Origin of the sequence: Pseudomonas sp. COW5 (assembly GCF_026240005.1) — a bacterium.
Taxonomy (GTDB): domain Bacteria; phylum Pseudomonadota; class Gammaproteobacteria; order Pseudomonadales; family Pseudomonadaceae; genus Aquipseudomonas; species Aquipseudomonas kribbensis.
The window spans coordinates 3228645-3254903 of record NZ_JAPHVP010000001.1; the positions used below are offsets into that span (position 1 = coordinate 3228645).

At 60.0% G+C, this 26259-nt stretch carries 21 protein-coding genes; 8 read left to right on the forward strand and 13 right to left on the reverse strand.

Annotated elements, in window-relative coordinates; genetic code table 11:
* Positions 1-36: 36 nt before the first annotated feature.
* Entirely contained in the window at positions 37-1161 is a 1125-nt protein-coding gene (locus OQ248_RS14745) for a class I SAM-dependent methyltransferase (RefSeq protein ID WP_265813181.1), read from the reverse strand.
* A gap of 165 nt (positions 1162-1326) precedes the next feature.
* Positions 1327-2040 (reverse strand): autoinducer binding domain-containing protein, encoded by a 714-nt coding sequence (locus tag OQ248_RS14750; RefSeq protein WP_265813182.1) that lies wholly within the window; start codon positions 2038-2040, stop codon positions 1327-1329.
* 319 nt (positions 2041-2359) lie between these two features.
* On the opposite strand from OQ248_RS14750, the gene OQ248_RS14755 reads away from it, so the two are divergent.
* On the forward strand, positions 2360-3136 hold the full coding sequence (locus tag OQ248_RS14755) for a ferredoxin--NADP reductase (RefSeq protein ID WP_265813183.1): 777 nt from the start codon (positions 2360-2362) through the stop codon (positions 3134-3136).
* Between the two features lie 32 nt (positions 3137-3168).
* Here OQ248_RS14755 and mscL read toward each other — a convergent pair whose 3' ends face one another.
* A complete protein-coding gene (gene mscL, locus OQ248_RS14760) occupies positions 3169-3582 on the reverse strand; it encodes a large-conductance mechanosensitive channel protein MscL (protein ID WP_085712217.1) in 414 nt (137 codons plus the stop codon).
* A gap of 285 nt (positions 3583-3867) precedes the next feature.
* On the opposite strand from mscL, the gene katB reads away from it, so the two are divergent.
* Together katB and radA are read left to right on the forward strand one after the other, a co-directional pair.
* On the forward strand, positions 3868-5406 hold the full coding sequence (katB, locus tag OQ248_RS14765) for a catalase KatB (protein ID WP_265813184.1): 1539 nt from the start codon (positions 3868-3870) through the stop codon (positions 5404-5406).
* A gap of 143 nt (positions 5407-5549) precedes the next feature.
* The gene (gene radA, locus OQ248_RS14770; protein WP_085689697.1) at positions 5550-6917 is read left to right on the forward strand and encodes a DNA repair protein RadA; all 1368 of its coding nucleotides are present in this window, start codon (positions 5550-5552) and stop codon (positions 6915-6917) included.
* Here the strand turns inward: radA and OQ248_RS14775 are convergent, their stop codons facing one another.
* Positions 6918-7286, reverse strand: coding sequence for a PilZ domain-containing protein (locus tag OQ248_RS14775; protein WP_085712214.1), 369 nt, complete (start codon positions 7284-7286; stop codon positions 6918-6920).
* A 158-nt stretch (positions 7287-7444) separates the two neighbouring features.
* Here OQ248_RS14775 and OQ248_RS14780 point away from each other — a divergent pair, with 158 nt between their 5' ends.
* The 3 genes from OQ248_RS14780 (at position 7445) to yjiA (ending at position 10791) form a co-directional block, all read left to right on the forward strand.
* Positions 7445-9511 carry a carbon starvation CstA family protein gene (locus tag OQ248_RS14780; RefSeq protein WP_119430129.1) on the forward strand — a complete coding sequence of 689 codons (2067 nt, stop codon included), beginning with the start codon at positions 7445-7447 and terminating at the stop codon, positions 9509-9511.
* A gap of 15 nt (positions 9512-9526) precedes the next feature.
* A complete protein-coding gene (locus OQ248_RS14785; RefSeq protein WP_003228401.1) occupies positions 9527-9724 on the forward strand; it encodes a YbdD/YjiX family protein in 198 nt (65 codons plus the stop codon).
* A gap of 89 nt (positions 9725-9813) precedes the next feature.
* A complete protein-coding gene (yjiA, locus tag OQ248_RS14790) occupies positions 9814-10791 on the forward strand; it encodes a GTPase (protein ID WP_265813185.1) in 978 nt (325 codons plus the stop codon).
* A gap of 113 nt (positions 10792-10904) precedes the next feature.
* Here yjiA and OQ248_RS14795 read toward each other — a convergent pair whose 3' ends face one another.
* The 5 genes from OQ248_RS14795 to OQ248_RS14815 all read right to left on the reverse strand — a co-directional run bounded on the left by OQ248_RS14795 (position 10905) and on the right by OQ248_RS14815 (position 19311).
* Complete coding sequence (locus OQ248_RS14795; RefSeq protein WP_265813186.1) at positions 10905-11615, reverse strand: GntR family transcriptional regulator; 711 nt, start codon at positions 11613-11615, stop codon at positions 10905-10907.
* A 24-nt stretch (positions 11616-11639) separates the two neighbouring features.
* Positions 11640-12344, reverse strand: a complete 705-nt coding sequence (locus OQ248_RS14800; RefSeq protein WP_265813187.1) for a FadR/GntR family transcriptional regulator — start codon at positions 12342-12344, stop codon at positions 11640-11642.
* A gap of 49 nt (positions 12345-12393) precedes the next feature.
* Positions 12394-13707, reverse strand: a complete 1314-nt coding sequence (locus OQ248_RS14805; RefSeq protein ID WP_085732867.1) for a C4-dicarboxylate transporter DctA — start codon at positions 13705-13707, stop codon at positions 12394-12396.
* A gap of 276 nt (positions 13708-13983) precedes the next feature.
* Positions 13984-15237, reverse strand: coding sequence for a serine hydroxymethyltransferase (gene glyA / locus OQ248_RS14810; protein ID WP_007950978.1), 1254 nt, complete (start codon positions 15235-15237; stop codon positions 13984-13986).
* 225 nt (positions 15238-15462) lie between these two features.
* Positions 15463-19311 carry an EAL domain-containing protein gene (locus tag OQ248_RS14815; protein WP_265813188.1) on the reverse strand — a complete coding sequence of 1283 codons (3849 nt, stop codon included), beginning with the start codon at positions 19309-19311 and terminating at the stop codon, positions 15463-15465.
* A 276-nt stretch (positions 19312-19587) separates the two neighbouring features.
* Here OQ248_RS14815 and ettA point away from each other — a divergent pair, with 276 nt between their 5' ends.
* Positions 19588-21252: an energy-dependent translational throttle protein EttA gene (ettA, locus tag OQ248_RS14820; RefSeq protein ID WP_007950976.1), complete on the forward strand. Its 1665-nt coding sequence runs from the start codon at positions 19588-19590 to the stop codon at positions 21250-21252.
* 193 nt (positions 21253-21445) lie between these two features.
* Complete coding sequence (gene gdhA, locus OQ248_RS14825) at positions 21446-22783, forward strand: NADP-specific glutamate dehydrogenase (RefSeq protein ID WP_265813189.1); 1338 nt, start codon at positions 21446-21448, stop codon at positions 22781-22783.
* Positions 22784-22793: 10 nt separating this feature from the next.
* On the opposite strand, the gene OQ248_RS14830 is transcribed toward gdhA, so the two are convergent.
* From OQ248_RS14830 to OQ248_RS14845, 4 genes are all read right to left on the reverse strand, one after another.
* Positions 22794-23288 (reverse strand): GreA/GreB family elongation factor, encoded by a 495-nt coding sequence (locus OQ248_RS14830; RefSeq protein ID WP_265813190.1) that lies wholly within the window; start codon positions 23286-23288, stop codon positions 22794-22796.
* A gap of 70 nt (positions 23289-23358) precedes the next feature.
* Positions 23359-23715, reverse strand: coding sequence for a hypothetical protein (locus OQ248_RS14835; protein ID WP_114885642.1), 357 nt, complete (start codon positions 23713-23715; stop codon positions 23359-23361).
* 84 nt (positions 23716-23799) lie between these two features.
* Positions 23800-25653 (reverse strand): DUF4105 domain-containing protein, encoded by a 1854-nt coding sequence (locus OQ248_RS14840; protein WP_265813191.1) that lies wholly within the window; start codon positions 25651-25653, stop codon positions 23800-23802.
* Between the two features lie 94 nt (positions 25654-25747).
* Positions 25748-26236 carry a DUF3015 domain-containing protein gene (locus tag OQ248_RS14845; RefSeq protein WP_007950971.1) on the reverse strand — a complete coding sequence of 163 codons (489 nt, stop codon included), beginning with the start codon at positions 26234-26236 and terminating at the stop codon, positions 25748-25750.
* Between the last annotated feature and the right edge of the window lie 23 nt (positions 26237-26259).

A 26259-nucleotide genomic window follows, 5' to 3' on the forward strand; every position in this document is an offset into this window, starting at 1 on the left:
TTTGACCCTCCGACCGGAGGGTTTTTTTTGCCCGGATTATTTACGCGCCTTGAGGATCACGAACTTCGGCGTGGCCGCGACTTGCTCGACGCCCCGGAACAGCCGCGCCAGTTTGCTGTGATAACCCAGGTGACGGTTGCCGACGATGTACAGCGCACCGCCGACGACCAGCGCTTCGCGCGCCTGCTGGAACATGCGCCAGGCGAGAAAATCGCCGACCACCTGTTGCTGGTGGAACGGCGGGTTGCACAGCACCACGTCCAGCGATTGCGCTTCCTGCCCGGCCAGACCGTCGCCGGCGCGCACGATCACTTCACGTTCACCCAACGCCGCGCGCCAGTTTTCGGCGGCGGATTGCACGGCCATGAACGATTCGTCCACCAGCGTGTAATGCGCATCAGGGTTTTGCAGGGCGCTGGCGATGGCCAGTACGCCGTTGCCGCAGCCAAGATCCGCGACACGAGCCGAGCCGAGGTTTTTCGGCAGGTGAGGGAGAAAGGCGCGAGTCCCGATATCCAGCCCTTCGCGACAGAACACATTAGCGTGATTGAGCAGTTCGATGGCCGGTTCGTCGAGGCGATAACGGGTCGGATAAGGCGAGACAGCCGATGCCTTGGCCTCGGGCGTTGCGATCAGCAAGCGCGCCTTCTTCACCGCCAGCGAAGCCTGAACCGGGCCGATGTAGCGCTCCAGCAGATCACCGGCAGCACGGGGCAAGTGTTTGACCATTGCTGCGGCTACCACCTGCGCGCCGGGTGCCAGTTGACCTTGCAGGCGAATCAATTGCTCTTCCAGCAGCGCGAGGGTTTTCGGTACACGGATCAGCACCCGATCGAATGGCCCGGTCAACGGCACACTGGCGGGAATGCCGTGCAGAGCATCGAACGCCTGCCCATTGCGCAACAGGTTTTTTTCCAGGCCTTGAAACGCCAGGAACGAGTCGCCGCTGGTGCTGACCTGGACTTTGCCCGAGAGGCTGATGGCCAGCGCGCCGAAACTGTCGTTGAGTACCAGAACCCGTGTCTCGACCGGCAGATTCTGTTCAGCCAGATGATTGAGCAGGTATTCGTCAGCCGCATCGAAGGCTTGCAGCGGTTCGTTCTGCTGTTCGGGCTGGCGGATCAGATCAAGCTGGGCGAAGTGCGTATCGAGCAAAGGCATGGGGCGGGGACTCTGGGTAATCGACGGGTGTCCCGCGGCCCAGGGTATCGTGCGGCGGAACCGTCCGAGTGGACAGCGGCGCGAAGAGACGCGTCATCACTCAGGAAGGTCGCAAATGGTACTTTTTTTTCGGCTGCTTTACTTGCTTGTTTTCGGTGCCGTCGACTAGATGATTCCTGCCTTCGCGGCAGCGATGACTGCAGAGATCTTGTTACAGACGTTCATTTTCACGATCACGTTTTGCACGTGATAGTTCACGGTGCGCTCACTCAGGCTCAGGATCCTCGCGGTTTCATAGGCGGTCTTGCCGGAAGCGCAGAGCTTGAGCACTTCCACCTCCCGCGTAGACAGGCGAGGCGGCTTGGCTTTCTCAGGTCGGGAAGGAAGCGTACGGGCGAACAACTCGCTCAGATGACTGGTGACGTAGAACATATAGCCAAAATGTTCGTACAACTCGATCGACGTGATCGGACAGTGAGGCCGGGCCAGGCTGAGAATGCTGCACAGACCGCTTTCTTCGTGATGAAAGGATTGCGACCAGCCGTGTTCCAGTCCCTGTTCTTTTAACGACTCCCACAACTCTGGTGTTTTTGAGAATAGTTCTTTGCTCCATGTAATGGGCAGCATTGAACGACTGCAGTGTGCTACTACCGGATCAAATTCGTAGTGTTTTTCTTCTTCATATTGCTTATTCCAGGATTGAGGATAGTTGTTGATGCGCAAGGGCTTTGGCAGTGTGTTCCGATCAGGCGACGTGACTGAGATACCGCAGAACTGGAAGCCTATGTTTTTGGCAAATGTCAGCAGAATCGGGTAAGCAGTGTCGACTCTCGTGGCGAATGTCAGCTGCTTTATCTGCGACTCCTTCCAAATTTCCATTTGAAGATTCTCCGAGATTTTCCGCAGGGGTGCGATCTTGGATCCAAGAGTCATGCACGAAATCGAGTGTAGGACGTTTCCTATACAAGTGTTTGGAATTTTTTGCTCTTAGATAGGAGGAAGTTAGTCGTTTGTGATTAGCCGCAAATGTTTATTGGATTGACTCCGTCATTTGATGTCTGGGAAGTGTCAATTCGCTAGTACCTATTTGCATAACTTTCTCATCAGGACATGAAACATCTTTTATTCCACTACAAATCGTAGGTTTTTTATTGAGCGCCTGTGCGTGACACTATGGCCATAGCCGAGGGAGTTATCGATGACCGCCAGCGCAGAAAAATTCAGTCGCCAGATCTTGCTTGATGTAAAGCCGCTGACCCCGAGCCTGTTCACGTTGCGTACGAGCCGAGACGCTGGCTTTCGCTTTCGCGCCGGACAGTTTGCCAGGCTCGGAGTGACCAAGGATGACGGCACTACGGTATGGCGGGCCTATTCCATGGTGTCTTCGCCGTTCGATGAGTTCCTCGAGTTCTTTTCCATCGTGGTGCCCGGCGGGGAGTTCACGAGTGAATTAAGCCGGCTCAAGGCGGGCGATTCATTGCTGGTGGATCGCCAGGCCTTCGGCTATCTGACCCTAGACCGGTTCGTTGATGGCCGGGATCTCTGGCTGTTATCCACAGGCACCGGGGTGGCGCCGTTTCTGTCGATCCTGCAGGACTTTGAAGTGTGGGAGAAATTCGAACGGATCATCCTCGTCTATAGCGTGCGGGAGGCGCGGGAACTGGCTTATCAACAGCTGATCGCCGAACTCATGCAGCGTGACTACCTGGCCGAGTACGCTCACAAGTTCCAGTTCATCCCCGTGGTGACGCGCGAGCCGCATGCCGGTGCCCTGAATGGGCGCATCACCACCCTTATCGAAAACGGCGAGCTGGAGCAGGCGGCAGGTGTGGCGCTGGATCCAGCCCATTCGCGGGTCATGCTCTGCGGCAATCCGCAGATGATCGATGACACCCGGGCGCTGCTCAAAGAGCGGGGCATGAGCCTCAGCCTGACGCGGCGGCCAGGGCAGGTGGCGGTGGAAAACTACTGGTAAGGAAACGGCGCCCTCAGGCGCCGTTTCAGTCTTCAAGGCCGGTTGTTTTGGGCTTTGAGCAGATCGCGGATCTCACCCAGCAGTTCTTCTTCCTTGGTCGGCACCGGCGGCAAGGTCGGAGCGACGGCTTCTTCGCGTTTCAGGCGGTTGATGGCTTTGACGCCCATGAAAATCGCGAAGGCGACGATGATGAAGTCCAGAATGCTCTGGATGAACTTGCCGTAAGCCATCACGACCGCAGGGGCGCTGCCCTCGGCGGCTTTCAGGGTTATCGCCAGGTCACTGAAGTCCACCCCGCCGATCAGCAGACCGATTGGCGGCATGATCACATCACCGACAAACGACGAAACGATTTTGCCGAAGGCCGCACCGATGATGATACCGACGGCCATGTCGACCACATTGCCTTTGACCGCGAAGGCCTTGAACTCGCTGAGCACGCCCATAGTTATTTCCTTGTTACAGATGAGTTTGGTGTACGCAGTGTAAATCAGCAAAACGCGTCCTGCGCGCAACACCTTCTTACAAAGCCCGTTTTTATCGACACATCAATTCGCAATTAGTTTGCAAAGTGCCACTAATCGCGCGCGAAATACGCTGCAATCCACTGATCTTGAAGGAAAATTAATCAATCATGGCGTTACGATCTTTCTATTTATGTTTGTCTGGCTGAGCTCTTAGCCTCTGTCTGGCGCACCTGGATGCGCCTCAAAAAAACAGAGGAACCTGAAATGAATTCCACACTTGGTTCAGGGATTATTCCCCGTCGCACCGTTGGTGTATTGGCCGCCAGCCTGTTGAGCCTTTCCGTGAACGCCGCCCCCCTGACCCGGGATAATGGAGCGGTGGTCGGCGATAACCAGAACTCACAAACCGCCGGTGCCAACGGCCCGGTGCTGTTGCAGGACGTGCAACTGATCCAGAAGCTGCAGCGCTTCGACCGCGAGCGTATTCCCGAGCGCGTGGTGCATGCCCGGGGCACCGGTGCTCATGGCACGTTCACCGCGACTAACGACTTGAGCGACCTGAGCAAGGCCAAGGTGTTTACCGCCGGCCAGGTCACACCGGTGTTTGTGCGTTTTTCGGCGGTGGTGCACGGCAACCACTCTCCGGAAACGTTGCGTGACCCACGAGGGTTCGCGACCAAGTTCTACACCGCTGACGGTAACTGGGATCTGGTCGGTAACAACTTCCCGACATTCTTCATCCGCGATGCGATCAAGTTTCCGGACATGGTGCATGCCTTCAAACCAGACCCGCGCACCAATCTGGATGATGATTCCCGCCGCTTCGACTTCTTCTCCCATGTACCTGAAGCCACTCGTACATTGACCGAGCTGTATTCCAACTCAGGGACGCCGGCCAGTTATCGTGAAATGGACGGCAACAGTGTGCATGCCTACAAGTTGATCAACGACAAGGGGGAAGTGCATTACGTCAAGTTTCACTGGAAAAGTTTGCAGGGGATCAAGAATCTCGATCCTGAACAAGTCGTGAAAGTTCAGGGGCGTGACTACAGTCATATGACAAATGACTTGGTGGCGAATATCGAAAAGGGTAACTTTCCGAAGTGGGACTTGTACATTCAGGTTCTGAAACCGCAAGACTTGTCCAAGTTTGATTTCGATCCTCTTGATGCAACCAAGATCTGGCCCGGTATTCCGGAGCGAAAAGTTGGACAAATGGTCTTGAACCGTAATCCTTCGAACGTCTTCCAGGAAACCGAACAAGTGGCCATGGCACCCTCGAATGTCGTGCCGGGAATCGAGCCATCTGAAGATCGTCTGTTGCAAGGCCGGATATTTGCCTATGCCGACACCCAGATGTATCGCCTTGGCGCCAATGCCCTGCAATTGCCGATCAATGCTGCGAAAGTGGCGGTCAACAACGGCAATCAGGACGGCGCGATGAATGCCGGCGCAAGCCATTCGGGTGTCAACTATCAGCCAAGCCGTCTGCAACCGCGTGAAGAGACGCAAAGTGCACGTTATAGCCAGACCGCCCTGCAGGGCAGCACGCAACAGGCGAAGATCCAGCGCGAACAGAACTTCAAGCAGGCCGGTGATCTGTATCGCTCGTTCAGCAAGAAGGAACGCCAGGATCTGATCGAGAGTTTCGGTGGTTCGCTGGCGAGCACCGATGACGAGAGCAAGCACATCATGCTGTCCTTCCTCTACAAGGCCGATCCGGAGTACGGCGCCGGTGTGACCAAAGTGGCCAAAGGTGACCTGGATCGGGTCAAGGCGTTGGCGGCCAAACTGGTCGATTGACAGCGATCCTTTCAATCTCCGGCAATCGCCGGGGTTTGATCGACAACAGCGCCGCGCGTCTGGCCAGCGGGGAAATCCGCACCTGCGCGCCGCGCTGATTGGTGACGGCTGCGTTATCATCGCGGTTTTTGCCGGGGGTTCAGATGGCCAAGGCCAAGCGCATGTACGGCTGCACCGAGTGCGGCGCAACCTTTCCCAAGTGGGCCGGGCAGTGCGGCGAATGCGGCGCCTGGAACACCCTGACCGAAACCATGGTCGAGAGCGGCGGTGCCGCCGCCCCGAGCGGACGCACAGGCTGGGCCGGGCAACAGGCCCAGATCAAGACGCTGGCCGAAGTCAGCATCGAAGAGATTCCGCGTTTTTCCACAGCCTCCGGCGAACTGGACCGAGTACTTGGCGGTGGTCTGGTGGACGGCTCGGTGGTGCTGATCGGCGGTGATCCGGGTATCGGCAAATCGACGATTCTGCTGCAGACCCTGTGCAACCTCGCCAAGAACATGCCGGCGCTGTACGTCACCGGTGAGGAATCCCAACAGCAAGTCGCCATGCGCGCACGTCGCCTTGGGCTGCCGCAGGATCAACTGCGGGTCATGACCGAAACCTGCATCGAAACCATCATCGCCACCGCCCGCCAGGAAAAACCCAAGGTGATGGTGATCGACTCGATCCAGACGATCTTCACCGAACAACTGCAATCGGCACCGGGCGGCGTGTCTCAGGTACGCGAAAGTGCGGCGTTGCTGGTGCGCTACGCCAAGCAAAGCGGCACGGCGATTTTCCTGGTCGGCCACGTGACCAAGGAAGGCGCACTGGCCGGCCCGCGCGTTCTGGAACACATGGTTGACACCGTGCTGTATTTCGAAGGCGAGTCCGATGGCCGGTTGCGCCTGCTGCGGGCGGTGAAAAACCGCTTTGGCGCGGTCAACGAACTGGGCGTGTTCGGTATGACCGACAAGGGCCTGAAAGAAGTCTCCAACCCTTCGGCGATTTTTCTCACCCGCGCTCAGGAAGAAGTTCCGGGCAGTGTGGTGATGGCAACGTGGGAGGGCACCCGGCCGATGCTGGTGGAAGTCCAGGCGTTGGTGGATGACAGTCACCTGGCCAACCCGCGTCGGGTCACGCTGGGTCTGGATCAGAACCGTCTGGCGATGTTGCTGGCGGTGCTGCATCGCCATGGCGGCATTCCGACCCACGATCAGGACGTGTTCCTCAACGTGGTCGGTGGAGTGAAAGTGCTGGAAACCGCGTCCGACCTGGCGCTGATGGCTGCCGTTATGTCGAGCTTGCGCAACCGGCCGTTGCCTCATGACTTGTTGGTGTTCGGCGAAGTCGGCCTGTCCGGCGAAGTGCGCCCGGTGCCGAGCGGTCAGGAGCGTTTGAAGGAGGCCGCCAAGCATGGCTTCAAGCGCGCGATCGTGCCCAAGGGCAACGCGCCGAAGGAGGCTCCGGCAGGGTTGCAGATCATTGCGGTGACGCGTCTGGAGCAGGCGCTGGATTCACTCTTCGAGTGATCAGAGCTCCATCAACGCGCCAAGCTCCCGTTCGAGCTCGGCCTCATCCCCGAGGTTGAGTTCGATCAGGCGTCGCAGGCGCTGGATCGATTCCAGGCTGATATGCCGGCACTGGAAGCCCAACTGGCCATGATCGTCGTGTGCCAGTTGCACATCCATCTGGATGTCGGTGTCGTCGCTCAGGTGAATGTCGACGTTGAAGTCCTGCGTTTCATCCCCCAGCCACGGCTCCGGCCGCTCGATCAGCAGTCCCTTGAGCGACAGGTCGATCAGCTTCACCGGCCAGATGTACTCGCCCTGGCTCAATTCGGTTCTGGCATCGAACGCGATACGTTTGAAGCGGCGACGCTCGGACGGGTGCTCGCTCATGGCGCGATCCTCTTGACGGTACGCTGACTATAGACCCGCCACGTCAAACGCTGCCAGTCGGGCAGGGCGTCAGACCAATGTCGGGTATGGTCTTTGCCGCCAACAGCGCTAAACTCGAGGTGGCTGTCTTTCTTGTCCACCCTGGCTGGAATAATAAAATGAAAAATAATAATAGCCCGCTGCGCCACTTACCCTGGCTAGTGCTGGCAATCGTAGGAGCGTGCGCCCTGGGCGTAGTGGCATTGCGCCGAGGCGAGGCGATCAACGCCTTGTGGATCGTGGTCGCCGCCGTGGCCATTTATCTGGTTGCGTACCGTTACTACAGCCTGTTCATCGCAAACAATGTGATGCAACTCGATCCACGCCGGGCCACCCCCGCCGTGCTCAACAATGACGGTCTGGACTACGTTCCGACCAACAAACACATTCTCTTCGGACACCACTTCGCGGCCATCGCCGGCGCGGGACCACTGGTCGGCCCGGTACTGGCGGCGCAGATGGGTTACCTGCCCGGCACGCTGTGGCTGATCGCCGGCGTGGTGCTGGCGGGCGCGGTGCAGGACTTCATGGTCCTGTTCATGTCCACCCGTCGCAACGGCCGATCCCTGGGCGACATGGTGCGTGAAGAAATGGGCCGCATCCCCGGCACCATCGCGCTGTTCGGCTGCTTCCTGATCATGATCATCATCCTTGCGGTGCTGGCGCTGATCGTCGTCAAGGCACTGGCCGAGAGCCCGTGGGGCATCTTCACCGTGATGGCGACCATCCCGATTGCGATGTTCATGGGCATCTACATGCGCTACATCCGCCCGGGCCGCATCGGCGAGATCTCGGTGATCGGCGTGATTCTGCTGCTCGGTTCGATCTGGCTGGGCGGGCAGATTGCCGCTGACCCGGTGTGGGCCAAGGCCTTCAGCTTCACCGGCGTGCAAATCACCTGGATGCTGATCGGTTACGGCTTCGTTGCCGCTGTGTTGCCGGTCTGGCTGATTCTCGCCCCGCGCGACTATCTGTCCACGTTCCTGAAGATCGGTACCATCATCGCCCTGGCGATCGGCATTCTGGTCACCATGCCCGAGCTGAAAATGCCGGCGCTGACCCAGTTCGTCGACGGCACCGGCCCGGTATGGAAGGGCGGCCTGTTCCCGTTCCTGTTCATCACCATCGCCTGCGGTGCGGTATCGGGCTTCCACGCACTGATCTCGTCCGGCACCACGCCGAAACTGCTGGATAACGAAACCAATGCCCGCTACATCGGTTACGGCGGCATGCTGATGGAATCGTTCGTGGCGATCATGGCCATGGTTGCCGCTTCGGTGATCGAGCCGGGCGTGTACTTCGCCATGAACAGCCCGGCTGCCGTGGTCGGCGGTGATGTGGTGGCCGTGGCGACCGCTGTCAGCAACTGGGGTTTTGCAATTACCCCGGATGCGCTGCAGGCCGTGGCCCATGACATCGGCGAAACCACCATTCTGGCCCGTGCCGGTGGTGCTCCGACCCTGGCGGTCGGTATCGCGCAGATCCTGCACAGTGTCCTGCCGGGTGAAAACACCATGGCGTTCTGGTACCACTTCGCGATCCTGTTCGAAGCGCTGTTCATCCTGACCGCTGTGGACGCCGGCACCCGTGCCGGGCGCTTCATGCTGCAGGATCTGCTCGGCTCCTTCGTCCCGGCGCTGAAACGTACCGAATCCTGGACCGCCAACCTGATCGCCACTGCCGGTTGTGTGGCGATGTGGGGCTGGTTGCTGTATCAGGGCGTGATCGATCCGCTGGGTGGCATCAATACCTTGTGGCCGCTGTTCGGTATCTCCAACCAGATGCTGGCCGGTATCGCGCTGATGCTCGGCACCGTAGTCCTGATCAAGATGAAGCGCCAGCGCTACATCTGGGTCACTCTGTTGCCAGCCGCCTGGCTGCTGATCTGCACCACGACCGCCGGCTTCATCAAACTGTTCGACGCCAACCCGGCGGTGGGCTTCCTGTCGCTGGCCAAGAAGTACAGCGATGCACTGGCCGCAGGGCAAGTGATCGCACCGGCCAAGAGCGTCGAGCAGATGCAGCACGTGATCTTCAACGCTTACACCAACGCAACGCTGACCGCGCTGTTCCTGTTCGTGGTATTCAGCATCCTGTTCTATGCGCTCAAGGTCGGCATCGCCGCCTGGGGCAAAAAAGAGCGTACGGATAAAGAATCGCCATTCCAGGCCCTGCCGGACGCGTAACCAGAGGATTGCACCATGTTCAATGACCTGAGTCGCCTCGGTAAATACCTCGGTCAGGCCGCGCGCCTGATGGTCGGCATGCCCGACTACGACACGTACGTCGAGCATATGCAAACCAAACACCCGGACAAACCGGTGATGAGCTACGAGATGTTCTTTCGCGAACGTCAGGAAGCCCGTTACGGTGGCAAGGGTGGGCCGAAGTGCTGTTGAGCCGCTGATCGCGGTTCATCAGAGGTGAGGTGGGAGCAGGTCTTTCGGCCTGCTCCCATTTTTATTTGTGCAATTGAAGGAGATCCAGTTTGTCTTCTCCCATCCCGGTCACGGTACTCAGCGGTTTCCTCGGCGCCGGCAAGACCACTTTGCTGCGTCATCTGTTGAAAGCCGAGCATGGCCTGAAAATCGCCGTGATCGAAAACGAATTCAGCGACGCCGGCATCGACACCCAATTGCTGGGCGACGAGCCGGTGCAAGTCATGACCCTGGCCAACGGCTGCGTCTGCTGCACCATTCACACCGACCTGACCAAAGCCCTGTACCTGTTGCTCGAACGGCTGGACAGCGGTGAGATTGCCTTCGATCGTCTGGTCATCGAGTGCACCGGCCTGGCCGACCCGGCCCCGGTGGCGCAGACCTTTTTCATCGACGAAGAACTGCGCGAGCGTTACCTGCTCGACGGCATCATTACCCTCGTCGACGCGGCCCACGCTGAGCTGCACCTGATCCAGACCATCGCTCAGGCGCAGATCGGTTTCGCCGACCGCTTGCTGGTGAGCAAGACCGATCTGGTGGACGAGGCCGCATTCACCGCACTCAGCGAACGCCTGAGCCGTATCAACCGCCGTGCACCGATTCGTGTGGTCGAACACGGCAATATCGATCTGGCCGAATTGCTCGATGTACGCGGTTTCAACCTGAATGCCGATCTCGGTGGCGGGGTGAATCTGCGACCGGTGAGCAAGGTGCCGTCCATCGACCGGATTTCCAGTCTGGTGCTGCGTACCGATCAGCCGCTGGATATCGATCAGCTCAGCGAATTCATGAACGAGTTGCTGGAAGACCATGGCAAGCAATTGCTGCGCTACAAGGGTGTGCTGAACATTGCGGGCGAGGATCGTCGGCTGGTGTTTCAGGGCGTGCTGAAGTTGTATGGCTTCGACTGGGACACCGAATGGGCCGACGGCGAGGCGCGGGAAAGCGTGATCGTGTTTATCGCCGATGATTTGCCGGAAGAGAAGATCCGGGCGGGGTTTGCTCGGGTGGCTGCACAGCAAAACTGAATTTGTGGAGGCTCGAAGGGCCTCTTCGCGAGCAAGCTCGCTCCCACAATAGATCGCATTCTGTCAGGAAGAATGCAGTTCATTGTGGGAGCGGGCTTGCTCGCGAAGGCGTTCTAACCGACAACGGATTGCTCAAGAGCTGAACCCAGCAACGTCTGCTCAAGATGTTCCAGATGCCGACTCATCAACATGCCGGCTTTAGAAACATCTCTACGCTCTACCGCTTCAACCAACGCCAAGTGTTCCTGCCACGCGCAACAGCTGTGCGTCTGCTCACCACATCGCGCAATCGCCAGTGAGGTCAACGGCACCAGCGTGCCGAGAAAATGCGCCAACGGTGCATTCCCCGCCATTTTCGCCAACTGCAAATGAAACTCCCCCGAAAGGCGAATCGCCGCCCCCCGTCGATCTTTATCCACAGCCTGGCGCTCGCGTTCGATCAGCGTTCGCAGGCGCTTCAGATCTTCAGCCTGCGCATGCTGACAAGCCAGTCGCACCAGCGTGTTCTCGGTCAGACGCCGGGCGTGCAAGGCCTGACGGGTCTGCTCGGCATCCGGCGCAGCAACCCGTGGCCGATGGTTGGCCCGCAGCACGATGATCTGTTCGTGGGACAACTGGGTCAGCACCCGACGCACATCGGCGCGGCTGACACCGAACATGTGCTTCAGGCTCTCTTCGGTAAAACGGCTGGCGGCATCGAGGCGTTGTTCGAGGATCGCGTCGAACAGTCGCGGATACAGATCCTCTACCGGCGCCTGCAGGCGGGAGAAGGGCAGGGCCGCCGAGGTCTGGCGAGGGTGCGACGGCGTGGCAAGACTGTTCATGGCCGGTCTCCAGTGTGAGGCGTTTCAGGTGTTCAGGTTGTCATCCGGAATATTCAGCTCGATGCCCATGCGCTGGCCTTCACGCAGGATGTGCCGACGCATCTCGGCGCTGGCCTGGGCGCTGTTCTTGCTGCGGATCGCGCGTACCACGGCTTCGTTTTCCTCAAGACGTTCGGCCAGATGTTCAGGCGAGTTGTGCAGCACTTCGGCGCTTTGTTTGAGGGCGTTACTGGTCTGTTGCACCACGCTCTGGAAAATCGGGTTAGAGGTCAGGGTGAACAGTTCTTCGTGGAAGGCGATGTAGGCGCTGACCCCGGCCTCGCTGTCGCCGGCTTCGAGGGCCTCGCGCATGTCCATCAAAGTCAGGCGCAGTTGCCCGACTTCCTTGCTGCTGATCGACTGCGCCACCAGACCGACGATGAACGGTTCGAGTGTGTAGCGCAGTTGCAGCACGTCTTCGAGGCTGGCACCGGCCACGGCGCTGTCGTGGCTTTGACTGTCACTGGCCAGAGCGTCGAGTACCACCACGCCTTTGCCCGGCATCGAACGCACCAGACCGAGGGTTTCCAGCACGATCACCGCTTCGCGCAGGCTCGGGCGGCTGATGCCCAGTTGTTCGGCCAGTTCGCGCTGGCCCGGCAGCATCTCGCCGGAGCGCCACTGGCCACGGGCGAGGGCGGCCCGGAGTTTTTCTACCACTGAGTTGACGACGGTTGATGTAGTAATCACGTGTTCGCTCCATGAGCCGTGCCTGCAGGTGCGCAGGCACGGCGCTCATTCAGAATTCTTTGGCCGCCGCTTGAGCGGCCGTTTTTCTCGGCTGAAAGTTATAGCCCTGCTCGCCGTTGAGCACCTTGTTCGCCCGTTGTACGTCGATGTCCTTTTCCCAGCGGGCGATGGCCACGGTGGCGACGCAGTTGCCAATCAGGTTGGTCAGCGCCCGGCCGATGCCCATGAACCAGTCCACCGCCAGCACCAGCACCAGCCCGACCACCGGAATCGCCGGGATCGCCGTCAGCGTCGCGGCGAGAATCACCAGCGCCGAGCCCGGAATGCCGTGGGCGCCTTTGGAAGTAATCAGCGACACCAGCAGAATCGTCAGCAGATCGGTCATGGCCAGCGGCGTACCGGTGGCGTTGGCGATGAACACGATGGCCAGGGTCAGGTAGATCGAAAATCCGTCGAGGTTGAACGAGTAACCGGTGGGAATCACCAGCCCGACGGTCGAGCTGCCGATGCCCAGATGTTCCAGCTTGCGCATGATCTGCGGCAGCACGGCGTCGGAGGAGGCGGTGCCCATGACGATCAGCAGCTCTTCGCGCAGGTACTTGAGCAGCGGCCACATGCGCAGACCGGAGGCACGCATCACCAGACCCAGAATCACGCTGACGAACGCGATGCACGTCAGATAAAACAGGCCGACCAGACTGCCAAGGTGTTGCAGGGAGTCCAGGCCATATTTGCTGGTGGTGAAGGCGATGGCGCCGAACACGCCGATCGGTGCCAGACGCACGATCATGCCCATGATGCGGAAGATCACATGGCTCAGCTCGTTGATCAGCCGCGAGATCCCGGAGGCCGCTTCGCCCACCAGATTCAACGCGCTGCCGAACAGCACCGAGAACAACAGCACTTGCAGGATATTGTTGTCGGCAAAGGCGCCGAGTACCGAGGTCGGAATCAGGTCCATCAGGAACTGAGTGGTAGTGTGCATGTGCTGGCCGCGTTCGGCGATGTCGCCCATGTCGGCGGCGGACAACTGCTCCAGATGGATGTTGGCGCCGCTGCCGATCCCGGTGCTGAAGGCGAACACCAGGCCGATCACCAGAGCGATGGTGGTCAGCACTTCGAAGTAGATCACCGACTTGAGGCCGATGCGCCCGACCTTCTTCAGGTCGCCGGCGCCGCTGATACCGCTGACCACCACGCAGAACACGATCAGGCCGATGAGCATCTTGATCAGTTTGATGAAGCCATCGCCGAGCGGTTTGAGCTGGGCCGAGTATTCAGGAAGGGTCAGCCCGCAGACGATGCCGAGCACCAGTCCGAGAACCACTTGGAGGAAGATTGAACGCGAGCACCATCTGAGCATGGGAGGAATCCTGGTCGGTGTCCTGGCTGCCGTACGCGGGGCGTATCAGATTCAGGACTTAATTATTGTGGTCTTACCGGTATGTCCAGTGCGGGTGCAGTCTAGGCGCTGTTTTTTAGGGATCGCAAGTGAAAAATGACGAATTGGCATGACCGGTCTGACCAGTTGGGCGCAATGCCCCGACCTTGAGCCATTCGCAGTCCGAAACTTTTTTGCGGGCGAAAAAAAACCGGCCATCACTGGCCGGTTTTTCATGCTGCGGTTTTAGCGTCGCAATTAAGCGCCGTATACCGGCAGTTTCTTGCAGATGGCTTTGACTTTCTCACGAACGGCGTCGATCACCGCTTCGTTGTTCAGGTCAGCCAGGATGTCGCAGATCCAGCCAGCCAGTTCTTTGCACTCTGCTTCCTTGAAGCCGCGAGTGGTCACAGCCGGAGTACCGAAGCGCAGGCCGGAAGTGACGAACGGGGAGCGTGGATCGTTTGGCACGGAGTTCTTGTTCACGGTGATGAATGCTTTGCCCAGAGCGGCGTCGGCGTCTTTACCGGAGATTTCCTGCTTGATCAGCGACAGCAGGAACAGGTGGTTTTCAGTACCGCCGGAAACCACGTCGAAACCGCGCTCGATGAACACGCCGGCCATGGCCTGGGCGTTTTTCACCACTTGTTGCTGGTAAGCCTTGAACTCAGGCTGCAGGGCTTCCTTGAAGCAGATCGCCTTGGCGGCGATCACGTGCTCCAGCGGGCCACCCTGGGCGCCCGGGAATACCGCGGAGTTCAGCTTCTTCTCGATGTCGGCGTTGGCCTTGGCCAGGATCAGGCCACCACGTGGACCGCGCAGGGTCTTGTGGGTGGTGGTGGTCACGACGTCAGCGAAAGGAACCGGGTTCGGGTAGACGCCAGCGGCGACCAGACCGGCCACGTGAGCCATGTCGACGAACAGGTAGGCGCCAACCTTGTCGGCGATGGCGCGGAAGCGCGGGAAGTCGAGGATCTGCGAGTAGGCAGAGAAACCGGCCACGATCATTTTCGGCTTGTGCTCAACAGCCAGGCGCTCGACTTCGTCGTAGTCGATCAGGCCGTTGGCGTCGATGCCGTACTGGATGGCGTTGTACAGCTTGCCGGAGGAGGAAACGCTGGCGCCGTGGGTCAGGTGACCACCGTGAGCCAGGCTCATGCCCAGGATGGTGTCACCGGCCGACAGCAGGGCCAGGTAGACAGCGGCGTTGGCCTGGGAACCGGCGTGCGGCTGAACGTTGGCATAGTCGGCGCCGAACAGTTCCTTGGCGCGGTCGATGGCCAGTTGCTCGACAACGTCGACATACTCACAACCACCGTAGTAGCGCTTGCCCGGGTAGCCTTCGGCGTACTTGTTTGTCAGAACCGAGCCTTGAGCTTCCATCACCGCTGGGCTGGTGTAGTTCTCCGAAGCGATCAGCTCGATGTGTTCTTCCTGGCGCTGGGCTTCTTGCTCCATGGCGGCAAAAAGATCGGCGTCGTACTTGGCAATAGTCAAATCACGGCTGAACATGGCGGTCCTCAAGGATCGGGGGCAGAAAAGGGGGGCATTCTAACCCAACGGGTTTTGGATGGCATATGAAACGACATCATGTCGCAGACAAGTGGCGTTCATGACCAGATATGTGGCGTCCGTGCCGGCCTTTTCCTGGCCAGCCGGTTCGCACAATAGCCGGGTTGGCGGCAGGATTACGTGATCGGCATCAATCCCTGCTCGCGAATGCCGCCCCGCAGATCTTCAGTCGAACATGAACAGCGCGTCATTGCTGAACTGCGCCTCGAAGCGGGTGGCCGGCATCGGTCGTCCGAACAGATAACCCTGAACCTCGTCGCAACCGTGCTCGCGCAGGAAGTCCAGCTGTTCATGGGTTTCCACGCCCTCGGCGATCACCGCCAGATTGAGGCTGTGGGCCATGGCGATGATCGCCCGGGCGATCTGTGCGTCCTGCTCGCCGGACGGCAGGCCGTCGACGAAGGTGCGGTCGATCTTCAGTACGTCGATCGGGAATTGCTTGAGGTAGTTCAGCGATGAGTAACCGGTGCCGAAGTCGTCGACCGCGATGCTCAGGCCGAGGTTCTTCAGGCCGGCGAGAATCTGCATCGCCTCGCTGACTTCGCGCATCAGGATACTTTCGGTCAGTTCCAGCTCCAGGCACGCCGGCGGCAGGCCGGTTTCCTTGAGGATGGTGGCGATCCGCGTGCCGAGCTGGCCGTCGGAGAACTGCCGGGCGGAAATGTTCACCGAGACCTTCGGTACGCGCACGCGGCTCTGGTGCCAGGTCTTGAGCTGACGGCAGGCCTCGCTGATCACCCAGTCGCCGACGTCCACCACCAGTCCGAGTTCTTCGAGCACCGGAATGAAATCCCCCGGCGGCACAAGTCCGCGACGCGGATGACGCCAGCGCAGCAGGGCTTCGGCGCCGGTCAGACGTTTGCCGTCGCCGCTGAACTGCGGCTGGTAATACAGCACGAATTCGTTCTGTTCCAGGGCATGACGCAGGTCGCTTTCCAGCTCCAGGCGTTCCAGCGCACTGGCGTTCATGTCGGCCTGATAGAACTGGAAGTTGTTCTTGCCGCGCTCCTTGGCGTGGTACATCGCGGTGTCGGCGTTCTTCATCAGCTGACTGAGTTCGTTGCCGTCCTGCGGGCTCAGGGCGATGCCGATACTGGCGGTGACGAAGAATTCGCGACCCTCCAGCACGAACGGTCGCACCAGGCTGCCAAGAATCTGCTCGGCCACATGGATCGCACGGTTCAGCGCCATCTCGCGGCTGGAGCGGTGCTGCAGGAGCAACGTGAATTCATCGCCGCCCATCCGCGCCACGGTGTCGTCATCGTCGACGCAGGCCAGCAGCCGGGTGGCCATGTCCTTGAGCATGCGGTCGCCGGCGGCGTGGCCGAGGGAGTCGTTGATCGGTTTGAAACGATCGAGGTCGAGGAACATCAGCACCACCCACGACTTCTGCCGGTCCGCCGATTGCAGCGCGGTATGCAGGCGATCCTGGAACAGCGTGCGGTTCGGCAGATGGGTCAGGGCGTCGTAGTAGGCGAGGCGGTGAATCCGTTGTTCGCTGGCCTTGCGCTCGCTGATGTCGCTGAAGAAGCACACATAACTCGCCAGGTCGCCTTCGTCATCGAGCACTGCCGTGATACCCACCCACGCCGGGTAATGCTCGCCGTTGCGGCGCTTGAGCCAGACTTCGCCTTCCCAGGTGCTGTGCTGATGCAATTGCTTGAGCACGTAACGCAGGTGCGCATCCTGCTGTTCGTCGACGGTGAGCATGTTCGGCAACTGGTCGAGCACTTCGCTCACCGCGTAGCCGCTGACGCGACTGAACGCTTCGTTGGCCTGAACGATGTAACCGGCCGGGTCGGTGATCAGGATCGCCGAAGTCGAGTGCTCGAATACCGTGGCCGCCATGCGCAGGTCTTTTTCGGCGCGGCGCTGCTGGCTGATGTCGCGACCGACCCCGAGCACGCCTTCGAAGGCGCCGTGTTCGTCCCACACCAGTACCAGGCGCAATTCGATCGGGATCTTGCGGCCATCGGCGCGCAGGCAGTCGAACAGGAACATCTGGGTCTGCACCTGACTGCGCAGGATTGCCAGTTGCTCGGGTTTGTCCAGCGCTTTGCTGACCCGGTCCATCAGGTGATAGATGCCGTTCAGTTGCTGCGGGTTGGCGATGGTCGATTGCCAGCCGTTCTGGAAAATCCACTCGGCGTCGTAGCCCAGCACCGCTTGTACCGACGGGCTGACGTAATTGAGCGACAGCTTGCTGTCGGTGGAGAAGATCACGTCACTGATGCTTTCGGCGAGCATCCGGTAGCGCTGTTCGCTGTCGCGCAGGGATTCGCTGGCTTCGATCTGCTCGGTGATGTCCTTGGCCACGCCGATGATCCGCGTCACCTGATCGTGTTTGTCCCGGGCCAGCGCCTGTTCGCGGATATCGAAACGCCGCCACTTGCCGTCGCGATGACGGAAGCGCAACTGGCATTGCAGTAACTGGCTGTAACCGGCGTGACGCTGCATTTGCCGCGAGCGGTGGTAATAGTCGGCGTCTTCCGGGTGCAGGAGGATTTCCCAGAAATACTCGCCCATCTGATGCAGCTCGGAGCGGTTGTAACCGAGGGTCTGGCCCAGGTGGTGGTTGCTGAAAATCATCCGCTGGCTGATCACATCCTGCACGTACAGGTGATCCGGCACGGTGCGCACCACGTCCGACCAGAAGCCCTCGCGCTCCAGCAACGACAGTTCAATCAGCTTGCGACTGGTGATGTCGTTGATGCTCAGGATCACGGCCTTGTAGTCGTGCTGCTCATGAGGCAGACGCAGCACCAGCCACAGGTGCTGGTCGCGGCCGTTGATGTCCGGCAGTTTGATTTCCAGTTCCAGCTGCTTTTGCTGCTGGAGCACGGCGTCGAGCACTTGATTGCCGATCGCGCACTGACTGTGCGGGTGACCGTCGATCAGCAGTTGCCAGGCGTGGTCGCAGGAATTGACGTTGAGCAGTTGCAACGCCACCTGATTGACCTCGGTGACTCGCAGTTCCTGCAGCAATTGCTGGCGTTGCTGTGGCTGGTCGAGCCAGGCCTTGAGCTGGTCGCTGGTCTGGATCTGGGCCTTTTCGAAAACCTGTTTCAGTCCCGAAAGATCCAGCACGCACAGGGCCACACCGGTGCCTTCGAAAATGTCCTGATAACGGCGGCGTCCTTCATGCACCTGGCGCTGGCGGCGGCGCATGTTCAGCAAGGCAATGAACGGCAGCAGGGACAGCGCCAGGCCCAGCAGGCATTTGCCGATGAACGCCGGCAGCAGCTCTTCGAACACATGTTGCCGATCGAACAGTCCACGCAGTTGCCAGTCGCTGCTGCTCAGGGGCACGGTCAGCACGCTGTTGGCCAGATCTTCGGGTGTCAGGGTGCTGGCCTTGGTGGAAGGCAGGCCTTCGTCACGGCTGATGATCTGGTGATTGATGCGGTTTTCCACCAGCCACAGCGGGCGGATGCCGGTCTCGCCCTGTTTGGTCAGCGAGGCAAAGAAGGTCGGGGTCAGGCGCAGTGCCCAGTAGCCGCGAGTGCTGCCGCTGGCCTGATGCAGCAACAGATGCACCACCGAACCGTCATCGGCGTTGCTGAAATAATGTGCCTGGGCGTGGCTGCGGCGCACCAGATCGCTGAGGTAGTCGGCGTCCTTGCTGTCGGTGGCGCTGTCACTGAGAATTTTCCCCGACGGGCTCAGCAAGGCCATGCTCTGCAGGTCAGGCAGGGATTTCTGCAGCTTGCGCAGCAGCGCCTGCTGTTCGTCGGCAGACTGCGGCTGTTCGACGATCGGTAGCAGATTGAGCGCGATCTGCGCATTCAGCGACATGTTGAGGCTGACTTGCGAGGCGAGATCGGCGGTGTAATCGATGGTGTACTGACGCTGGTTTTTCTGGGTTTCGCGCAGTTGATCGAGCAGTTGCCAGAACAGCAACGCCAGCAGCATCAGCACCAGCGTCGCCAGCGCGCCTTTCAATGTTCCGCGCAGGGACGAGCCGGGCGCCGGTTGGGTGCTGCTCACAGAGGCTGGCGGAGTGACATTGGACAAGCTGTAATCCTGCGGTTTGGCTGGACTGGCGCGACGTGCACTATAAGCCGGACGCCCAAAGGGCGGCTAGCATGCCTTGAGTTGTGGCGAAGTGCCAGCCCCGCTCGGCTGGACTGCCTTCTGTCATTAAGGTAGCTTTGCCGGTTACGCGGGAGCGTTCCAGCTCCTAGACTTTCCGCGCGCACGCATTGATATCTTCCAGTGAACGACGCGCACGGTCTGGCCGGGCATTGCCTGTGTCCCAATCATTCATCAGTCACTGACCCAAGGTTCTCCATGGCTCAATACGTCTTCACCATGCATCGGCTGGGCAAAGTTGTTCCGCCGAAGCGGGAAATCCTGAAAAACATTTCTCTGTCCTTCTTCCCGGGCGCCAAGATCGGCGTACTCGGCCTTAACGGTTCGGGTAAGTCCACGCTGCTGAAAATCATGGCCGGCGTCGACACCGAATTCGAAGGCGAAGCGCGCCCGATGCCGGAACTGAACATCGGTTATCTGCCGCAAGAGCCGCAACTTGATCCGACCAAGACCGTGCGTGAAGTGGTCGAGGAAGCGGTCAGCGTGATCAAGGATGCGCAAGCGCGTCTGGACGAGGTCTACGCCGCCTACGCCGACCCGGACGCCGACTTCGACAAGCTGGCCGCCGAACAGGCCAAGCTCGAAGCGATCCTGCAGGCCAGCGACGGTCACAACCTGGAGCGTCAACTGGAAGTCGCCGCCGATGCGCTGCGTCTGCCGGCCTGGGACGCAAAAGTGGAACACCTGTCCGGTGGTGAAAAGCGTCGTGTGGCCCTGTGCCGTCTGCTGCTGTCCGCCCCGGACATGCTGCTGCTCGACGAACCGACCAACCACCTGGACGCCGACTCCGTTGCGTGGCTCGAACACTTCCTGCACGACTTCCCGGGCACCGTGGTAGCGATCACGCACGACCGTTACTTCCTGGACAACGTCGCTGGCTGGATTCTGGAACTCGACCGCGGCGCGGGCATTCCTTACGAGGGCAACTACTCGGGGTGGCTGGAAGCCAAGTCCGATCGTCTGGCCCAGGAATCCAAGCAGCAATCGGCTCACGAAAAAGCCATGAAGGAAGAACTGGAGTGGGTGCGCAAAGGCGCCAAGGCCCGCCAGTCGAAATCCAAGGCACGTCTGCAGCGCTTCGAAGAAATGCAATCGCAGGAATTCCAGAAGCGTTCGGAAACCAACGAGATCTACATCCCGGCCGGTCCGCGCCTGGGCGACAAGGTCATCGAATTCAAGAACGTCACCAAGGGCTACGGCGATCGCGTGTTGATCGACAACCTGTCGTTCTCCATGCCGAAAGGCGCCATCGTTGGCGTGATCGGCGGTAACGGTGCCGGTAAGTCGACCCTGTTCCGCATGCTGATGGGCAAGGAAACCCCGGACTCCGGCAGCATCGAGATCGGCGAAACCGTGCAACTGGCCTGTGTGGACCAGAGCCGCGAAGACCTGGACGGCAGCAAGACCGTGTTCCAGCAGATCTCCGACGGTTCCGACCAGATCCGCATCGGCAACTACGAGATCCCGTCGCGTACCTACGTCGGTCGCTTCAACTTCAAGGGCGGCGATCAGCAGAAGTTCGTCAAGGACCTGTCCGGTGGTGAGCGCGGTCGTCTGCACCTGGCGCTGACCCTGAAGGAGGGCGGCAACGTCCTGCTGCTCGACGAACCGTCCAACGACCTCGACGTTGAAACCCTGCGTTCCCTGGAAGAAGCCCTGCTGGACTTCCCGGGCGCCGCCATTGTGATCTCTCACGACCGGTGGTTCCTTGACCGCGTCGCGACGCACATCCTGGCGTACGAAGACGACTCGCAAGCGGTGTTCTTCGAAGGCAACTACACCGAGTACGAAGCCGATCGCAAAAAGCGCCTCGGCGAAGCAGCGGCCCAGCCACACCGGGTACGCCACAAGAAACTGGCCTGATTTCAGGTTGGTTGCATGAAAAAGCGGAGCCTTCGGGCTCCGCTTTTTTTTGCCTGCAATCCGCCGTGATTTATAGCGTGTGTACTATTTGTTTTCATAAATGCGACATTTTTGTCTGTTGCTGTGTACAGGTCGTTTGTTACAGTCCGGCTCAATCTCTTCCAACGACAACAAATTTGCCGAGACTTTTCCCATGATCGAATCCGTCGAATCCTTCCTCGCCCGTCTGAAAAAACGCGATCCGGATCAACCCGAATTCCACCAGGCCGTCGAAGAAGTCCTGCGCAGCCTGTGGCCGTTTCTCGAAGCCAATCCGCACTATCTGACCTCGGGGATTCTGGAGCGCATCTGCGAACCGGAGCGGGCGGTAGTGTTCCGGGTGTCGTGGGTCGACGATCAGGGCAGGGTGCAGGTCAATCGCGGCTTCCGCATCCAGATGAACAGCGCCATCGGCCCGTACAAGGGCGGTTTGCGTTTCCATCCTTCGGTGAACATGGGCGTGCTGAAATTCCTCGCCTTCGAACAGACCTTCAAGAACTCCCTGACTTCGTTGCCCATGGGCGGCGGCAAGGGCGGTTCGGACTTCGATCCGAAGGGCAAGAGCGACGCCGAAGTCATGCGTTTCTGCCAGGCGTTCATGAGTGAGCTGTACCGCCACATTGGCGCCGACGTGGACGTACCGGCAGGTGATATCGGTGTCGGCGCACGGGAGATCGGTTTCCTGTTCGGTCAGTACAAACGCCTGAGCAACCAGTTCACCAGCGTACTGACCGGCAAGGGCATGACCTACGGCGGCAGCCTGATCCGCCCGGAAGCCACCGGTTTCGGTTGCGTGTACTTCGCCGAGGAAATGCTCAAGCGCCGCGAGCAGACCGTCGAAGGCAAGCGCGTGGCGATCTCCGGTTCCGGCAACGTTGCCCAATACGCGGCCCGCAAAGTGATGGATCTGGGCGGCAAGGTGATTTCCCTGTCCGATTCCGAAGGCACGCTGTATTGCGAGGCCGGCCTGAGCGAAGAGCAGTGGCTGGCGTTGCTGGAGCTGAAAAACGTCAAGCGTGGGCGGATCAGCGAGTTGGCGGCGGCATTCGGCCTGGAATTCCGCGCCGGTCAACTGCCATGGTCGTTGCCGTGCGACATCGCGTTGCCATGTGCCACCCAGAACGAGCTAGACGCCGAAGCTGCCCGCACCTTGCTGCGTAACGGCTGCATCTGTGTGGCCGAGGGCGCGAACATGCCGACCACCCTTGAGGCTGTGGATATCTTTATCGAGGCGGGCATTCTGTTCGCGCCGGGCAAGGCATCGAATGCCGGCGGCGTGGCGGTCAGCGGTCTGGAAATGTCGCAGAACGCCATGCGTCTGCTGTGGACGGCGGGCGAGGTGGACAGCAAGCTGCACGGGATCATGCAGTCGATCCACCACGCCTGTGTGCATTACGGTGAGGAAAACGGCCGGATCAACTACGTCAAAGGCGCGAACATCGCCGGTTTCGTCAAGGTCGCCGACGCGATGCTGGCGCAGGGCGTGGTTTAAGCACTGTGCTTCAAGAACGATCGATGCGGATCACTTCGATCAGCTGATTGCCGGCCGGACGCTGCCACAGCACTTCGTCGTTGAGTCGCGCGCCAAGCAGCGCGCGGCCCAGCGGGGAGGCCCAGTTGATCAGGCCGTTGGCGGCATCGGCCTGATCTTCGCCGACCAGTTGCACCCGGCGTTCGGTGTTGTGTTCGTCGGCGTAGGTCACCCAACTGCCGATCTGCACTTTTTCGTTGGAAGTCGGTGCGGGGGCGACCTGAGCGCTGCCGACCCGTTGATTGAAATAACGTAAATCCCGTTCGAGATCGGCCAGCCGCTGTTTGTCGGCCTGTTCGCCCATGGCCGTCTGTTCGGCGTGCAGTGTCTGCAGCTCGGCGACTTTCGCCTGCAACTGGGCAAGCCCCTTTGGTGTGACGTAATTGGGCTGCGTGCTGACCTGCCGTTCGACCGGCTGATCGGCTTGCGCAGCGGCGTTGTCTTCGTTGACGAAAGCACGGCTCATGGTGACCTCCTGTGACAACCGTTGGGCCATGGTCGCAGGCTAAAGGTTTCGCCGGATGTCTGGAAACGACCTACTGCGAACGATAAGCCCGCGCGGCGCCCTGATCTTTCTGTTGCTGCCAGGCCCGCTCGCGCTCGTCCCAGTGTTCGTTGCGATACTCCTCGCGATCCTTGTTTTCCAGCATCGCCTGACACTGGCGGAAACCGTCGCTCCAGCCCTCGGCGTATTGCGGATCCTTGAGATAGCGCGGCACGTTCTTGCGAAACTCGCCGCTGATCGAACCGGCCGCCTGACGACCGCTGATGCAACCGTCATCGAAACCGTCGGCGAACGCCGGTGGATAACCCTTGGCAATCAGATCTTCGTGGGTGCTCTGACAGCCACCCAGCAACAGCAACACACCCACAAATCCCGCACACCGCCACATCAGACTCTCCCGCGCCGTTCTCCGGCTGACAGGGAAAGTCTAGAAGCGGATTCGTCGACGGGGTGTGAAAGGAAGATCAAAACCTCAGTAGTGATACCACTTCACTTCCAGCATCACTTCGGTCTCCGGCGTTGCCAGATGGCTGAATTCACGCTGCGCACTCAGGCGCAAACCCAGGTTGCGGGACAATTCCCATTGCTGGTTCAGGCTCAGGCTGCGGCGCACTTCGCCGTTGAAGAAGTAATCGCCCTTGGCCTCCACACTGAGATTGCCCAACGGGTTTTTCCACAGCACGCCGGTATTGAAACCGCCCGCGGGGGAAACGAATTCGGCGAAATCATTGTTGTGTTCAACACGCACGGTGCCGAGTGCAAAACCAAGCACATCGTCACCCAGCGCCCAGGTTCCACCGCCGCCACCGTTGACATGGCTGACCAGCGTCTCGTCGTCATGCTTGCCCGGCACCCGCTCCAGACCTCCGGTGACTTGCCACGACAACGGCTGCAGCAGTGCATTGCGCGGCGTCAGCGAGCGGATGGTCGCCAGATCCAGTTGCTGGAACTGCCAGTGATTGCCTTCGTACTGGCGCAGCTTCATTTGCAGAATTTCGATCTGCGCGCCCAGGGGGAAACTCTCGGCGTTGTCGTTGAGGTCGTGATAGGCCATGCGCAGACCGTACTCGCCGAACGCGCGGTCGCCTCGGGTGCCGAGACCGGCCTGCCAGGTGCGCGATTCGTGGCCGTCTTCGGGCAGGCCCGGTTGTGGAATTTGCAGCTCCGGCGCCGGGTTCTTGTTGATCGCCCGCAGCAATTCGAAACTGCGCTGTGCCCGTTGCGGATCACGTTCCTGGCCGTTGGCACGGTAGCGCTCCAGCCGATACGCCGCGTCGACGATCAGTGCTTGCCGATCACGGGGCAGGGCCTTGAAGGCCGGATCCTGCAATTGTTGCTGGTCGGCGCTGACTTTCAGCACCCAGTCTTGTTCTTCGCCGGTCAGGGGCTCGGCGCGGCTGAGCAACTCACGCTCGCGGGACGGGCGGTATTCGATGTGCTCGACCAGTCCGGCTTCTTTCACCGCTTTGACGGTGTCGGTAGGAATCGCGGTCAGCGGGAATTGTTCGGTCAGGCGCAGGCTCGGACGAGCGACCTGCAACAGTTCGAGCAGGCGATAGGAGCAGTTTTCATCGAAGAAGAAGTAGTCGAACTGAATCTGCTTCAGTTCCCACACATGCTCGACCATCCGTGCGGTTTCGGCTTGTGTCAGGTTGAGTCGGTATTCCCACAAATCGCGGTTTTCCAGGCTGCGGTATTCCGAGAGTTTTTCCTGATACGGCACCAGCGCGAACAGTCCCGGATAGCCGCCCATCAGGCCTTTCCAGGCGTAGAGAATGCTGTTGTCGGAACCTTCGATGTAGGCGCCGAAGTTGATCGCGTAGCTGAGCAGCGAAGTCTTGTCGCTTTGCACGTCAGCCTGGTCGATGCGCAGCAGGGTGTGGCCGAACATCGATGAAGGGCTGTTGAGGTAGGCCGCCGGGAATATCATCACCGCGCTGTGGGGCGAGACGTCCTTGAACCATTTCTTGAATTCGGCGCAGTCCGGCGCCGGCAGGTCGGTCAGGTTGAACTGATCTTTCAGCCAGCGCGTTCGCGCCGGGTAGACACACTGGGCGTGTTGCTCCCCGAGACTGGCCGGGGCGTACAGCGCCTGGACCGTGGCGGCCAGCTCATGGTCGGGGTGTTCGTTGCCGTCGGGGGCGAGGAAGAACTTTTTGTCGCTGACGTAACTGCGCCAGCCGCCGAGCTTGGCGGTTTCGTAATGGCCGAGGGAAATCCAGAAGCGGTCGTTGGCCAGTTGCTGCAAACGTTGAGGGTCGATGTGGGGCGCGGCGGACAGCGGGGCGCAGACACACAGCGCCAGCCAGGCAAGGCGTTTGAGCATAGGTGGCAACTTAAGTCGAAAGAAACAAAAGACCCAGGGAGGGCGGGCCGAAAAAACAAAACCCGCTTCCCGAAAGAAGCGGGTGGGGTCGAGCTTAAGCCTGAGTCGCGTACTTGGCCAGACGAGGGTCTGCTTTCAGCACGGCCAGGGTGTTGGTATGCACGTCTTCGGCGGTCACGTCAGCCTTGCTGAAGATCTGCTGGAAGTGCTCGTGAGTGACGGCGGCGAAGTGCGCACGGTCTTCCGGCGCCACGCCCAGTACCACGGCATAGGTCGTCAGCGCTTCGCCGTTGCCTTTTGCCATGTCTTCGGACAGCTCGTTCATCATGCCATTCATGGCAAACCAGGATTTGCCGCCGTAGGTCAGCGAGGCGTTGGTGGAGCAACCGTTGGTGCCGGACGTCATGCCGAACGTGGCGTTGCCCGAGGTGCCGTTGGTGGTGGATGCCAGGAAGTGAGCCGGGGTGCCACGCTGACCTTCGAACAGCATGTTGCCCCAGCCGCAATCCGGACCGCCTGGCGCCTGAGCCATGGCGTTGATGGATACAGCGGTGAAGAGAGTACCGAGAAGAATCCGTTTCATAGCTTTGTTCTCTTTTATGTGCG